We start from the raw sequence: 14830 nt of genomic DNA on the forward strand, positions 1-14830 counted from the left end.
GTGCTATTCGTAAACCCCCTCCACGCTCCAACTCCGGTCGTGGCACACCAGCAGCAAAGCCTTCTGTTCCGCGCTGCCTCCCCCGAGCAGAACCTGCGCCCGAGCAGCATCGTGTCCTGTTGCGCGATCCCACCAGCGCTCGTCGACCGACCACGGACCCGCCCAGCCTTGCAACTGCCATGTCCTCGTGCCCCAACGCAATCGGTATGGGACGGAACTGAAAACACCACGCTCTGTCACGTATACGGAGGCACCGGAGCTGTCTTCCAGCGCGACTTCGGGCCTGCTGCCAAGCACTGCCGCGGGTGCAGGCTGCGGTAATCGGCCGGGCCACGGCGCATTCGGATCCGCTTCGGGGACCAGTTCGTCGCCGAGCGGGACCATGGTGATCCGCTCGCTCGGCCCTCGTCCACCGCTGAGCACCCCGATCTGTACCGCCTCGCCACCGAGCAGACCTTGCACGCGGACCAACGCTCGACGAGCGCGCTCGTCGTCTTCGCCGACCCCACCCCAGAGTCCGAGCTGGAGTGCGCCTGCGGCAACGACTTCGACCGGTTCCAACCGCAAGATCGTGATGCCTGCCGTCGGCTTCGCCTCGCTACGACCGGTCAGCCAGCCGTCCAGCTGCCAACGCACTCGATCCGCGGTGCCCTCCGGTGTCAAAGGTTCTGCACAGCGCCATGTCCGCGACAGGTGCTCACCGTTTCCGGTGCTTGCCTGCACGAGCAATCTGGTGCACGCCACGGCTGCCGCGGCCAATTTGACGTGCAACTGCTCGGCGAGCGAGCGGCCGGCGAACGCGGCAGCGTCCACTCGATCGATCGGTGGATCGCACTGCTGCTCGACGTCGAGATCCGGTGGCAGCACCCGAGCCGACGGCGGACGTTCGGGTTCGCCACGCGCACTGCGATGCGCAAGGACGGCATCGGTCCCGAAACGGGAAGCGACATCGACGGTCGACAACGCAGCGAAGTCGCCGATAGTACGTAAACCCAAGCGATGCAACAGATCTACGAGTTCGGATCGTTCGGCAGCAGCAAGGGAAGGCTCTGCCGCCAACTCCTTCACGGCAAGGGGAGCGAGAAAGCTCGCACCACCGCCACGTGGAACGAGCGCTGCTCTGCGAGCCGCAATCACCGCGGTGGACAGTTCGTCGGCAACACCGATCTGACTCTCGACACCGACAGCGGATACTTCGTCGACGAGCCGTTCGGCTGCTGCCTGTTCGGAACCGAAGTACCTGGCGACCCCTCGCGCCGACAACACAAGCAGTCCAGGCCTGAGCACTTCGACACCGGGAGCGACTGCAGCCACCGCCGCGGCGACCGGCTCGAACAGCCTGGCATCCCGGTCGGGGTCCGCACCGACGACGTGCAGTTCCGGGCAGCGCCCCTGTGCCTCGCGACGTCGCAGGCCACGTGTGACGCCCTCGGCCCTCGCGGTTGCCGTACAGGCGACGACCCTGTTGGCGAGAGTGACCGCAACCGCGGCAACGGGTGAGACGTCCGTCGCGACGGCGGCGGCGATCGCGGGCCAATCCGGGCACCAGAGTGCAAGCACCCGAGACGACGAGTCGCGGGTCATTGCGATACAGCTTCGGGCAGCCGGGTGAACGAGATGACAGGTGCGCCTGCCTGCGCAACCCACTCCACACCACCGCGGGCCGGCTGTAGATCGAGCCGGGCGGTCGTCGTACCGAAGGCCTTGCCCTGAGCGCGTACTGCCAATTGCAACGAACACAGGCGACCCGTGCCCTTGCCGAGCCCGCCGTAACCGACAACCTTTGCATCGAGTCGCAACTCGGCACCTCCCCAATCGCCATCGGTCACAAGCAGGGTGGAGCCCTTGCTTCGGGCACGTGCGACGACGGCCCGTGCCCGTGACGGCGACACAGCGGCACCGCTCAAGCCGAGTACGACAAGATCCATACCGTCGAGCAGCACAGCAGCCACTTCGACAGGATCGGGTCCCGGTTCGGGTATCAAAGCGATACGGCCGAGGTGCGCGCCCATCTCGGCCGCCGCGAGCAGACCCAACCGAGGCCGACCGATCACGACCGCGTGGCCGCCGTCTGCGGTGACCGAGGCAAGCAACCCGAGCAGCAGCGAACTCGCGCCCGAATACGACACCACCGAGCCGCGAGCCAGACCACCGCGTGGAAGCAAGCCGGCAAGCGCGCTCGGGACTTGCAGGATCTCCGCAGCGGCAGCACCGGATTCCGTCGGGCACTGCTCGATCACCGCTTCGCCGCGGACCGGAACGGCAGCTATCTGCCGTCGAAGCTGGTCCAACCGCTCCTGCCGTGACAACCCGGCAAGTTCGGAACCGGGCGATTGGACTGTGCCGGCAACTGAAATACTCAACCTCGAAACCCCCATGCTCTGGTGCACCAGCAGCCGTTTTTCGGCGTCGGCAGCGTTCCCGAACCACGGGGAAGTCGTGGATTCTTCGAACAAATATTCGAACAGATTCAAGTAAAGCTGCATTCTCAACTCACGTCAAGCGCGCAGGTAGAGACGTTTTTTGCAACAACTGCGGCACGGGAGCACAACATAGGCCCGCATCGATTCGGCAGTCCGACAAGACGCGATACGCTCGCTCAGGTGACGCAACGCTCAGGACCGGGGATCGGCCCGGACTATCTCGTAGCCGGCCGCTATCGCCTCCGGGCGAAAATCGGCGGTGGCGGCATGGGAGCGGTCTGGCTCGCCCACGACAAGCTGCTCGACCGTGAGGTGGCCGTCAAGCAGGTTGCTACGACGATCGGGCTCGACGCGGACACCGCCGAAGCGCTCCGCAGCAGCACCATCCACGAAGGCAGGATCGCCGCACAGCTGTCGCACCTGCACGCGATTGCCATGTACGACGTCGCCGTTCACTCCGGTGAGCCGTGGCTTGTGATGGAACACCTGCCGTCTCGCAGCCTCGCTCATGCCCTCACCCTCGCCAACACGTTGCCGCCGTTCGAGGTTGCCCAGATCGGCGCTCAGGTGGCGGACGCGCTCGCGGAAGCGCACGCCGCGGGCATCATTCATCGCGATATCAAGCCGGGCAACATCCTCGTCGCCGACCGGGGACGAGCACTCGGAATGGTGAAGATCAGCGACTTCGGCATCTCCCGCGCCAAAGGCGAGAGCAGATCCGAAGCCGATGTCATCACCGGAACACCGGCTTTCCTCGCACCCGAGGTCGCACGAGGCGACGACCACAGCGAGGCGAGCGACGTATTCTCCCTCGGCGCAACGCTGTACACGGCGACCGAAGGGCAACCGCCGTTCGGCTTCAACACCGATTCTGTGCGCTTTCTCGAAAAGATCGCGCGCGCCCAGATCACTCCACCGCAGCGCAGCGAGCAGATCACCGACACCCTGTTGCGTATGCTCGAGCCGAATCCGGCGAATCGTCCCGGGATGGCCGAGGTCCGCGACGAGCTCGCCGCGACCATCATCGGACCCGGTGGCAACGTGGCGTACCTGCTCGGTGTGCCGGTTCGCTCCGCCGAGGGGACCGTCCCGATGTGGGCGCACCGCACCACCACCTACACCGAATCGCGAACCAGCCGAGCACATCGCATCAAGAGCGAAGATTCCGCAGCGCGGCAACAGAATTCACCTATCACCCACGCCGAACCAGTCGTACCGTGGAAGGCCGAGCCCGCTGCCGCGCAGCGAAGTTCGGGACCGAGATCGACAGCGACACCCCAGACCGCTCGACTCGGGACCACAACCAGAACCAGAACCACCTCTACGGCAAAGCCTTTGGTGGTCGCCGCCCTACTGCTGATCGCAGTGCTTGCAGCCATCGCACTGATCGTCGTGCTGCTGACGACCTGACAGGCGCGAGCGAAATCAGTCGATCCGACGCCGATGCGCCCACCGCGTCAGCGCGTTGCGATTGGACTGCTGGGTCTTGCGCAGCACGTTGGAGGCATGCGTCTCAACGGTTTTCACGGAGATGAACAGGTCCTCCGCAATTTCGCGATAGGTGTACCCGCGGGCGAGCAGACGTAGCACCTCCAACTCGCGTGGCGTCAGCGAATCGAGCTCGGGATCGAGCGGCGGCTCGGGAACAGTCGACCGACCGGTGAACGAGTCGAGAACGAAACCGGCCAATCGTGGACTGAACACCGCGTCACCGCCGGCAACGCGACGTACGCCGTCGGCGAGTTCGGAACCCGAGATCGTCTTCGTCACGTAGCCGCGCGCACCCGCCCGGATCACGGCGATGACGTCTTCGGCTGCATCGGACACACTCAACGCCAAACACACAGGCCCGCTGTGGATACCGTTGAGGACCGACACCCCACCGCCGTCGGGCATGTGTACGTCGAGCAGTACGACGTCCGGCTTGGTCGTATTGATACCGGCAATCGCTTCGGCAACGCCGCCTGCTTCACCGACAACCTCGATGTCGGCCTCGCGACCGAGTTCCGCCCGAACTCCCGAACGAAACACCGCGTGATCGTCGACGAGAAAAACCCTGCAGCTCTTGCCGTTCGACGTCGTCACAGTTGAGCTCACCCTGCCTGTTCCTCGTGATTCCGGTTCTCGTGCTGGCGGGTGAAGCGTACCGAAGCGGGCTCATGAGCCGCGCTCGCCGAGCCGGACGCGTTGCGCGGCATCCGAATACGAATTTCCGTGCCTTTGCCGACCGTGGAGCGGATCTTCACCTCACCACCACGCCGTTCGATTCGAGCGCGTATCGAGCGGCTGAGCCCTTGCCTGTCGTCGGATACCTCGCCGACATCGAAGCCGACACCCCGATCGCGGACGAACACACTGACCCGCTCTGCCTCCGCTTCGGCGAACAGATCGATGTCGTTGGCCCCGGAATGCTTGGCCGCGTTGACCAACGCCTCGCGGGTTGCCCCGAGTAGCGCGGTGAAATGTTCTTTCGACAAGCCACCGGACGAGCCGCCTGCCGCGTCGCCGTCGACGCGTTCGACGATCATCGGTACGTCGCCGACGGTCACCGGCGTTACCTTGACACCGTGCTGATCCTCGACCTCGCCTGCGATCGTCCGCAACGCCGAGGCAAGAGAAGAGTGTGGCGTCTCCGCACCGCTGAACAACCACTTGCGCAGTTCGCGTTCCTGGCCGCGCGCCAGCCGCACCACTTCCTGCGGACTTTCGGCTTGCCGTTGAATCAGTGCCAAGGTCTGCAACACGGAGTCGTGCAGGTGTGAGGCGATCTCGTCTCGTTCTTCGTTTCGAATCCGTGCTGCGCGTTCGGCATTGAGCGCACGCCACATCCGCAGCCAGAGCGGAACAGTCAACAGTGCGGCGCCGAAGAGGGTTACGAACACCGCGAGCAACGACGATCCGAGTGAGCTGAGATCGATCCGTGCGAGTACGACCACACCGAGGCCGACGAAGATAAGCGTTGCGCCACCGACGATTCGGGTCCAGGTAAGCACCGTCGGCCGCTGCGGCAAACCGATGATCGACCGCGGGCCTTCGGAATCGAACTCGCGCCAGACGAGTGCAGCACCGACTGCGACGACGATGATCGGCACGATGATCTGCGCAGCGGTACCGCTGAACAACCACGACACACCGGCAGACAGCCCGAGCCCGATGATCGCGAAACCGTAGGCCTGCTTGCGTTCTGCAGGCGACGGCCGCGTCGTGTCTGGACCGCCAGGCGTGAAGATCCACAGCATGCCGTAGGCGACGATGCCTGCTCCGGCCATCGCTGCGAGAAAGACGAACGCGACCCGCACCTTGAGCACGTCGATACCGAGATGATCGGCAACACCGCCCGCGACACCGCCGACGATCCGTCCACCCGATCGCCGAAAGAGGCGGCCGGTGTCGGATTGCGTCAGCGCATAGTCGTATACGGGTGGTGGCACACTTCGATAGTGCCCCATAGGCGCCGCGTCGGCATCGGGGATTGCCCTGATCTATCAGGGATTTCTCGCCTGCACCGCGGCAAAGATCAGGGCAATCCCCGATGTGCGGAACCAGTGCCGATCGCCACGATAGTTCTCATGAGGAACACGACCTTCTCCGATCAGCTCCACGACATGTGGCGAACACGACCCACTCGATTACCGAACAGGGGTCCGGTGGCAGGCGTCGCAGCGGGCATCGGCTACCGCTACGGCGTCGACCCTGTGCTCATCCGCGTCGCCTTCGTTGTCTCCACGATCTTCGGCGGCGCCGGCATCGTGCTTTATCTCGCAGGCTGGTTGCTACTCAGCCAGTCGGGCGACGCCGCGTCGCCGGCCGAATCGCTGTTCGGCAAGGGCGCCAGTTCCGAGTCACGCACCAAATCGATCGTGCTCGTCGTCGGCCTCGCAATCGCCGTCTCCACAATGGGTCCGGTCGGGGTCGGGCTCGGCGGGTCCGGCTTGATCAGCACGCTGCTGATGCTCGGCGGGCTGTGGCTGCTGCATCAGCGCCAGCCGATCCCACCGCCGCTGCCGGACGGGGGCTACGGCTTCCCGTCCTCGGTCACCGGCTATCCGGGAACCGGCTTCCCGACCGGGGCTTTCTTTCCCGGCGCCGCACCGACCGACCTCTACAGTCCCTACACCCGACTGCCGGACAGCTACGTTCCCGATCCGCCGGTCGAGCAGTCACCCACACCTGCCGAACCGACAACGCAGGGACCGTCGTTGCGGAAGGACACACCGCCCGCCACCGGTGAGAACACGGCCACCGCCGCGTTCGAGCGCGCCGAATCCAGGTCGGCGACCGATGCCGATCAGACCAACGTCATTCCGATACCCGGCATGCCGCCGTCATGGGACCCGCTCGGCGTCGCACCGTTCGCCTGGGATCTCCCCGAGCCGACCAGTGCGTCTCCGGTTGCAGTGCAGGTCGAACGTCGGCGGTCCAGACTGACGTCACTCGTTCTCGGACTTGCCATCCTCGCTGCCGCAGGGGCAGGCGCGGCCGCGGTCGCCGACACGGAATGGCTGACCCCGGGTCGCATATCCGCGATAGCGCTCGCCGTCGTCGGCGTCGGCCTCGTCATCGGCGCATTTCTGCGGCGCGGCTACGGACTGCTGGTCATCACCGGACCGCTGATCGGGTTCACGGTACTGGCATCGATGATCGGACCGATCGACTTCGAGAACGCCACCTTTGGCGAAAGTAGATGGAGTCCAACAACTCTCACAGATCTGAAGCCGGAGTACTCGGTCGTTCTCGGCGCAGGAAAGCTCGATCTGCGCTCGTTGGATCTGACGAAGAACACCACTGTCGACATCAACGTCAAACTCGGTACCGTCGAGGTGATCCTGCCGGAAGACCTGAACGTCCAGAAGAACAGCACGATGTTCAGCGGTGAGGTGACGGGAATGCCGGACGGCTTGGACGGCGGCGCTGACGGCACCGATGGACCAGTGCTCACCCTCGATATCAACAGCCGTTTCGCAAGTGTGGAGGTGCATCGTGGCTGATCGGACCGGGACCGGAGACGGTACGAAGAAGCGGCCGTCGGCGCTGCTGCTGTTCGCCGGCCTGGCGGCGCTTGCAGTCAGCGCGTACGGGCTGATCGGCCCAGACACCTGGGAGAACGTCGCCGATGTTCAGTTCGGCTGGATCGTCGTCCTCATCGCGATAGTCGTCGGTCTCGTACTGGTCGTCGCACCGAGCAGGCGATAGGCGGCTACGCCGCTCGTGAGTCCTTTCGGAGGTCGGACCCTCCGAAAGGACTCACGAGGCGCGAAGCGCCCTACTCCCATTCGATCGTGCCCGGCGGCTTGCTGGTCACATCGAGCACGACCCGGTTCACCTCGGCAACCTCGTTGGTGATCCGGGTCGAAATGCGTTCCAGCACTTCGTAAGGCAAACGGGTCCAGTCAGCGGTCATCGCGTCTTCGCTGGACACCGGACGCAGCACGATCGGGTGACCGTAGGTCCGGCCGTCGCCCTGCACGCCGACACTGCGCACATCTGCGAGCAGCACAACCGGGCACTGCCAGATCTGCTTGTCGAGACCTGCCGAGGTCAGTTCTTCACGCGCGATCGCGTCGGCTTGCCGCAGCAGGTCGAGCCGGTGCTGATTGACTTCGCCGACGATGCGGATGGCAAGACCGGGACCGGGGAACGGCTGCCGACCGACGATCTCCTCGGGCAAGCCGAGCTCACGCCCGACCGCACGCACCTCGTCTTTGAACAGCAGTCGCAACGGTTCGACCAACTCGAACTCGAGGTCGTCGGGTAGCCCACCGACATTGTGGTGACTCTTGATGTTCGCGGTGCCCGCGCCGCCGCCGGATTCGACGACGTCCGGGTACAGCGTGCCCTGTACGAGGAAATCGACGCCGGCACCGTTCTCTGCGACCACCTGGGCGGCGGCACCCTCGAAGCTACGAATGAACTCGCGGCCGATGATCTTGCGCTTCTCCTCGGGGTCCGACACACCTTCCAATTCGCGGAGAAAGACCTCGACAGCATCGGCGGTGACGAGTTTGGCGCCGGTCGCGGAGACGAAATCCTGCTGAACCTGCTCGCGCTCCCCCGCTCGCAGGAGTCCGTGGTCGACGAAGACGCAGGTCAGGCGATCCCCGATCGCTCGCTGCACCAGCGCCGCGGCGACTGCGCTGTCGACCCCACCCGACAGACCACAGATTGCGTGCCCGTCGCCGATCTGGTCGCGCACCTTCCCGATCAGTGACTCGGCGATATTCGCGGCGGTCCACGTTGGACCGATACCTGCGATGTCGTGCAGGAATCGGCTCAGCACCTGCTGCCCGTGGGGAGAGTGCAGCACCTCCGGGTGGTACTGGACGCCGGCAAGTTTGCGTTCGCGGTTTTCGAATGCGGCGACCGGCGCACCGGCACTCGTACCCGTCACCTCGAACCCGGCAGGTGCATCGGTGACGGCATCGCCGTGACTCATCCAGACCGGCTGCAGCGTCGGCAGACCGCCGTGCAAGATGCCGCCGTCGACGCTGAGTTCGGTACGCCCGTATTCGCGGGTTCCGGTGTGCGCGACCGTACCGCCGAGTGCCTGCGCCATCGCCTGGAAGCCGTAGCAGATACCGAAAACCGGCACGTCGAGATCGAACAGACGTGGGTCGAGCTGCGGTGCACCCTCGGCGTACACGCTCGACGGACCGCCGGAAAGGACTACCGCCGCAGGATTCTTCGCGGCAATCTCGTCGACGGTCGTAGTGTGCGGAACGACCTCCGAGTAGACATTCGCCTCCCTGACCCTGCGCGCGATCAGCTGCGCGTACTGCGCACCGAAGTCGACGACGAGAACCGGCCTGGTCTGATTCGTATCTGACACCGATTCAGTCTAGTTGGCAGGGTAGCCACGCCAGTTCTCCCCTACGCGCTACGCCCGCGCAGTGTTGCGTCGTCCAACTCGGCCAAGGTCCGGCGCAGGGTTGCGAGTTCGTCGACCCCGACCTTGCCGACGAAGCGCATCAACGCGGTCGAGCGGCCGTTGGGTTCGGGTGCTTCGTGCAGTGCGTCGACCATCATGTTCGCGACCAGCTCCGATTGCGCCTGGGTCGGCGAGAATCTGTGCGCGCGACTGTCGCGGTGTTGGGTGAGCAGATCCTTGCGTGCAAGACGATTCATCACGGTCATCACCGTCGTGTAGGCGAGGCTTCGGTGCAGCGAGATCGCCTCGTGCACTTGGCGGACCGTGGTCGGGGTGTTGACCGACCACAGGTAGTCCATGACGAGCTTTTCCAGATCGCCGAGCTGCTTCTTTCTGGTGAACCGCCGCTCCGGACGCCGCTTGGCGCCGCCGAGCACGGTTATCGGCGTGGTCTCGCGTTTCGGCATGGCACCGAACGTAGCCGCCACGCCTCAGTTAGGCAAGGCTAACCTGCCTGCAGTTCCGAACTCGCCGCAGTATTCCTGATTTCGACGATGGGAAGCACCAACGCAGCAGGCGCATGTGCGGGCACCACCGGATTCACCGGGGCGACAGCCGCGATGCGTCGATACCCTTCACCCTGTCCGGGCCGCAGGTCCTGCTCACCCTTGTTGGGCCACAACGACGCTGCCCTTTCGGCCTGCGCGCTGATCGTGAGCGACGGGTTCACACCGAGGTTCGCCGACACCGACGCACCGTCGACGACGCTCATGGTCGGGTACCCGTAGACGCGATGGTACGGATCGATGACGCCGTGCTGAGCGTCCGAACCGATTGCACAACCACCGAGAAAGTGCGCCGTCAACGGCACATTGAAGACTTCACCCCACGAGCCGCCTGCAATACCGTCGATCTTCTCGGCGATGCGCCGGGTCGCGTCGTTGCCGACCGGAATCCACGTCGGGTTGGGTTCACCATGGCCTTGCTTGCTGGTGAACTTGCGACCGAAGACGCCCTTCTTCGTGTACGTCGTGATCGAGTTGTCGAGGTTCTGCATCACGAGCGCAATGATCGTGCGCTCGCTCCAGTTCTTCACCGACAACATCCGAACCGTCAGCAACGGATGGGTGATCATGAAGATGAGCAGCTTGAGCCAACGCGGAATTCGCCCGCCGCCGTCGGTCATCAACGTCTGCAACATGCCCATCGAATTCGAGCCCTTGCCGTAGCGCACTGGTTCGATATGGGTGTCGGCCGTCGGATGGAACGACGACGTGATGGCAACGCCCTCGGTCAGATTCAGGTTCGGGTCGACCTTCAGCTTCGCTGCGCCGAGGATCGCTTCGGAGTTGGTGCGAGTGAGAACCCCAAGCTGATCCGACAGTTCGGGCAGCACACCCTTGTCCTTCATGTCGAACAGCAGCCGCTGCGTTCCCCAGGTGCCTGCGGCAAGCACGACACGGTCGGCCGTGTAGGTGTGCGGCTTCTTGCGAACCCAGGCACCGGTGCGCTCCGTCGACACGTCCCACGAACCGTCGGGCAACGGCTTGACCTCGGTGACAGTTGTCATCGGAATGATTTCGGCGCCCGCTCGCTCGGCGAGAGCAAGGTAATTCTTCAGCAGAGTGTTCTTCGCACCGTGCCTGCAGCCGGTCATGCACTCGCCGCACTCGATGCAGCCCGTGCGGTCGGGGCCGACGCCACCGAAGTACGGATCGGACACCGTCTTGCCGGGCTCCCCCATGAACACGCCGACCGGGGTGTGTACGAACGTATCCCCCACGCCCATGTCTTCGGCAACGGACTTGATGATTTCGTCGGCGGGCGTCATGTGCGGGAACTGCACCACACCGAGCATCTTGCGGGCCTGCTCGTAGTGCGGGCTCAGCTCGTCGTGCCAATCGGTGATGTGCGCCCACTGCTTGTCGGCGAAGAACGGTTGCGGTGGTTTGTAGAGGGTGTTCGCGTAGTTCAACGAACCACCACCGACCCCAGCACCGGCGAGGACAAGACAGTCGCGCAGTAGATGCACTCGCTGAATGCCGTAGCAGCCGAGCTTGGGCGCCCACAGGAACTGGCGAAGGTGCCAACTGTTCTTGGCGAAGTCCTTGTCGGCGTAGCGTTGGCCGGCCTCCAAAATGCCTACGCGGTAACCCTTTTCGACCAGACGCAACGCTGTGACGCTGCCGCCGAAACCGGACCCGACGATCAACACGTCGAAATCTTTCGTGCTCTTGCCGGCCATGTGCATACCTCCTCGACGATGAGTGCTTCCAGTATGGCGCGCTTACCGGTGAGTAGGGTCACAAAGGGTGACCTAAACGGTGCCGATTCGTTCGCTGACATGCCCACTCCACACGACTCGGCACACGGATGTCCGATGATCAGGTGTCCATCGATCAGAACGGGAGTTGCGGCAAAACCAACCGGCATACCGGTTCGACGCTGTTCGCGGGGTCGAGAACATTGCGCAGCACCCGCAGCGCGTACGGATCGTAGGGGTAACCGAGGTGGGAGGAAAACGCGGCCGGACATAAGTCAGTGGTCCGGATGTTGCGCACGTTGGCGGCCGGCGGGAGTTCGCCGCCGTCCGGGACGATCCGAGTGACGGCGTTGTTCATCGCGACGTACTGGACCTCGGGGACGGTGGGGCCGACGCTGTCGTACAGCTTTGTCACCATCGGCCCACCCGGGTCATAGCCGCGAAGGGGCGGAATCAAGCCGTAGAGGGGCGCTAGTGTCCGGCCGGTCAGGGCTTCAGCCGCACCGATCAGGCCGAAGGCGTCGAACCCGTGGGGGGTGCCCGAATAGGCGACGAAGGTGTTTACGTCCTGATGGCCGCCGAGGAACTTCACGTAGTAGAGACCGATCGTGATTGCCTGGGAGAACGCCACGACATCTACCTGCCGAGCACCAGTGACTGCGCGCACCTGCGCAACCGCGCGCTGCATGGTATCGGCGTAGGCGAACGGATCACCCGACTGCCAGATGGGCAATGGCGCGTACTGCTGCGCGGTCTGCAGGGTGTAGACACATGCTCCGTCGGCTTGAAGCTGGTCCGCCATCATGGAGAACGTGCCGTACGCCGACTGCACCCAACCCGGAAACAACAGCACCGGTCGGGGACGCGCAACGGAAGGCCGGCGATTCGGGTCGTTGGTGCCCGCCGGCATCACGCCCGGGTGAAGATTCGCGTAGAGCTCGGCAGCGTAGAAGTTGGTCTGGACCGGCCCGGTGCCTGTGCTCATCACGATGGGCGGATGATCCGCCGGGCCACCAGAATCCGCCGCCGCTGCGCCACGCAACGCCCTGAGCGGGAGTGCACGATTCACCGTGCGACTCACCGACCGACGATCGAACATAAGGCCTCCTTGCCTCCGAGGCGCGACGATACCTGCGACGGCGAATCGGCCCGCACTCACGACCGCAGTTCGAGAGCGATGTGGACTGCATGTGCTGCTGCCCGACGGTCACCGCAATGCGGATCGGACAACAGACCGTCGGGTATAAATGGTGTGCTCCACCTCGTGCCAGAGACGAAAGTGACCGATCACCGAATGATCCGTCGAACAAGAATCGCCGTGCTCGCTGTCGCAGCCACGCTTGCGGCCGCGCCGGTGTATCCGGGGCTCGCGAGCGCAGCGCCAGGGTTCACGAAACAGACGCTGAACTTTGCCGTGTTCATCGGGCCTGACGACAACGTCGCGTGCAATATCGTCGGCGATCTCTATCTGCCCGACGGCGCCTCCGCAACCAGCAGGGTCCCCGCGGTGTTGACGACGAGCGGGTTCGCCAAGTCGAAGAACGATCTGGTCGATACCGCCGAACCGCTCGTCCGCGAAGGTTATGCCGTGCTGGCCTATTCGCCGCTCGGATTCGGCGGGTCCGGCTGCAAGGTCACCATGGACGACCCCGATTTCGACGGCAAGGCAGCCAGCCAGCTGGTGAGCTTTCTCGGCGGTGCACCGGGAATTGCGTTCCGCGACAATGCCTATCGCGAACCCTTTCCCGCGCTCGACGTCGTCGCACGCGACAGCACCGCCGTGGACGGCATCAAACACGCCAACGATCCGCGAGTCGGAATGATCGGCAGTTCCTACGGCGGCCAGGTGCAGTTCGCAGCGGCAGCGCTCGATCCACGGATCGACGCGATCGTCCCGATGATCACCTGGAACGATCAGTCCTACTCACTCGCACCGAACAACGCCGGACCCTCGACCGGAGTGTCGACCACGATCCCCGGCGCGATGAAGCTGACGTGGGCCGCTGGCCTCGGCGTTCTCGGCGCGATCAATCCCGGCCCTGCGGGCTACGCCGAGGAACCGAGCCGCGCGCTCGGCTGCCCGAACCTCCCGACCGAACTGTGCGCGATGATCTCGGCAGGAATTGCCGGCTACCCGTCTGCCACCGATATCGGCTATCTGCGCAACAACTCGGTGACGACCTACATCGACAAGATCCGCGCTCCGGTGCTTCTCGTGCAGGGCCAGAAGGACAGTCTGTTCGACTTGAACGAAGCGCGGGCCACCTACGACGCGCTGAAACGCCAGGGCACCGAGGTCAAGATGATCTGGCAGTCGTGGGGACACAGCGACACAGTCCCAGCTCCGGGGGAATACAGCGCCGTCGACCCGCGGAACAACTACGAGAATTCTCGGATTCTCGACTGGTTCGATCACCATCTGAAGGACAGCGCCGTATCGACGGGACCCGAGTTCGCCTACTTCCGCGGCTGGGTCAACTACGCCGGAAATGCTTATCCCGCATACGCTTCCGCGTCGGATCCCGACGTCGGCACACCGCAGTCGTTCCACCTCTCCGGCGCCGGTCTCACGACGCAGGCCGACGCGGCGGCACCTGGTCTGCAGACGTTCGCAACGGGTCCGGCCGGACTGCCGACCAGCAGTCGTCCTCCCGATCCACTGTCGAGAATCGCGCTGCCCGACATGTCGATACCCGGCACGTTCGCGCGCTGGACCGGGGCACCGCAGACCGAGCCGATGGACGTCGTCGGCGCACCGAAACTGGACATCGTGGTATCGACCGACAGACCTCCTAACGGATCGTTGGACGACTCTCTCGTCGTCTTCGCGAAGCTCTACGACATCGCGCCGAACGGTGTCGCCGACCTGATCGGCGATCTCGTCGCGCCTGCACGCATCGTCGATCCGAGCAAACCCATCGCCATCACGATGCCTGCGATAGTGCACCGCTTCGACACGGGCCATCGGCTTGCACTCGACATCGCAGGCGGCGACCTCAACTACCGCGGCGGGTTGGTCTCCTACCGGGTGTCCATTGCATCGGGTCCCGACCAGGTGCTGACGTTGCCGGTGGTGGCAGCAAGCTAGCCCGGTGACCTGGCGCACAGAAGTTGCCGCGCCGATTGTCCGGAGGTACATTCGCTGCGTTTGGCATGTCGGAGTAGACGAAAATTCGGAGGAAAGGAGGTGTGGCCACGATGAGTAGCCAGCCTCCGAGTACCTGCTGACGGCGCACCGGTTTCATCAGGCAGGTCGCGTCGTCCTCTCTCACACGTTCG

The 14830-nt window shown here is 64.4% G+C and carries 12 protein-coding genes; 4 read left to right on the forward strand and 8 right to left on the reverse strand.

Features of this window, described 5'->3' with window-relative positions; genetic code table 11:
- Positions 1–3 precede the first annotated feature (3 nt).
- Entirely contained in the window at positions 4–1584 is a 1581-nt protein-coding gene (locus tag JGU71_RS06430; RefSeq protein ID WP_199703194.1) for a DNA polymerase Y family protein, read from the reverse strand.
- A complete protein-coding gene (gene imuA', locus JGU71_RS06435) occupies positions 1581–2363 on the reverse strand; it encodes a DnaE2-dependent mutagenesis accessory factor ImuA' (RefSeq protein ID WP_233528807.1) in 783 nt (260 codons plus the stop codon). The genes JGU71_RS06430 and imuA' overlap by 4 nt, the downstream gene beginning before the upstream one ends.
- Before the next feature lie 240 nt (positions 2364–2603).
- On the opposite strand from imuA', the gene JGU71_RS06440 reads away from it, so the two are divergent.
- A complete protein-coding gene (locus JGU71_RS06440; protein WP_199703195.1) occupies positions 2604–3833 on the forward strand; it encodes a serine/threonine-protein kinase in 1230 nt (409 codons plus the stop codon).
- Positions 3834–3848: 15 nt separating this feature from the next.
- On the opposite strand, the gene JGU71_RS06445 is transcribed toward JGU71_RS06440, so the two are convergent.
- Together JGU71_RS06445 and JGU71_RS06450 are read right to left on the reverse strand one after the other, a co-directional pair.
- Positions 3849–4520: a response regulator gene (locus tag JGU71_RS06445; protein ID WP_307829530.1), complete on the reverse strand. Its 672-nt coding sequence runs from the start codon at positions 4518–4520 to the stop codon at positions 3849–3851.
- On the reverse strand, positions 4517–5854 hold the full coding sequence (locus JGU71_RS06450) for an ATP-binding protein (RefSeq protein WP_307829531.1): 1338 nt from the start codon (positions 5852–5854) through the stop codon (positions 4517–4519). The genes JGU71_RS06445 and JGU71_RS06450 overlap by 4 nt, the downstream gene beginning before the upstream one ends.
- Before the next feature lie 138 nt (positions 5855–5992).
- On the opposite strand from JGU71_RS06450, the gene JGU71_RS06455 reads away from it, so the two are divergent.
- Both JGU71_RS06455 and JGU71_RS06460 read left to right on the forward strand, forming a co-directional pair.
- Positions 5993–7411 carry a PspC domain-containing protein gene (locus JGU71_RS06455; RefSeq protein ID WP_199703197.1) on the forward strand — a complete coding sequence of 473 codons (1419 nt, stop codon included), beginning with the start codon at positions 5993–5995 and terminating at the stop codon, positions 7409–7411.
- A complete protein-coding gene (locus JGU71_RS06460; protein ID WP_233528990.1) occupies positions 7404–7616 on the forward strand; it encodes a hypothetical protein in 213 nt (70 codons plus the stop codon). Before JGU71_RS06455 ends, JGU71_RS06460 begins: the two co-directional genes overlap by 8 nt.
- A gap of 70 nt (positions 7617–7686) precedes the next feature.
- Here the strand turns inward: JGU71_RS06460 and guaA are convergent, their stop codons facing one another.
- The 4 genes from guaA to JGU71_RS06480 all read right to left on the reverse strand — a co-directional run bounded on the left by guaA (position 7687) and on the right by JGU71_RS06480 (position 12650).
- Positions 7687–9249, reverse strand: coding sequence for a glutamine-hydrolyzing GMP synthase (gene guaA, locus JGU71_RS06465; protein WP_199703198.1), 1563 nt, complete (start codon positions 9247–9249; stop codon positions 7687–7689).
- 41 nt (positions 9250–9290) lie between these two features.
- On the reverse strand, positions 9291–9755 hold the full coding sequence (locus JGU71_RS06470) for a BlaI/MecI/CopY family transcriptional regulator (RefSeq protein ID WP_199703199.1): 465 nt from the start codon (positions 9753–9755) through the stop codon (positions 9291–9293).
- Positions 9756–9793: 38 nt separating this feature from the next.
- Positions 9794–11533: an FAD-dependent oxidoreductase gene (locus JGU71_RS06475; RefSeq protein ID WP_233528808.1), complete on the reverse strand. Its 1740-nt coding sequence runs from the start codon at positions 11531–11533 to the stop codon at positions 9794–9796.
- Between the two features lie 154 nt (positions 11534–11687).
- Positions 11688–12650: an esterase/lipase family protein gene (locus JGU71_RS06480; RefSeq protein WP_199703201.1), complete on the reverse strand. Its 963-nt coding sequence runs from the start codon at positions 12648–12650 to the stop codon at positions 11688–11690.
- A gap of 195 nt (positions 12651–12845) precedes the next feature.
- On the opposite strand from JGU71_RS06480, the gene JGU71_RS06485 reads away from it, so the two are divergent.
- Positions 12846–14639, forward strand: a complete 1794-nt coding sequence (locus JGU71_RS06485; protein ID WP_199703202.1) for an alpha/beta fold hydrolase — start codon at positions 12846–12848, stop codon at positions 14637–14639.
- Positions 14640–14830 lie beyond the last annotated feature (191 nt).

The organism is Antrihabitans stalagmiti, assembly GCF_016482825.1.
GTDB lineage: Bacteria > Actinomycetota > Actinomycetes > Mycobacteriales > Mycobacteriaceae > Antrihabitans > Antrihabitans stalagmiti.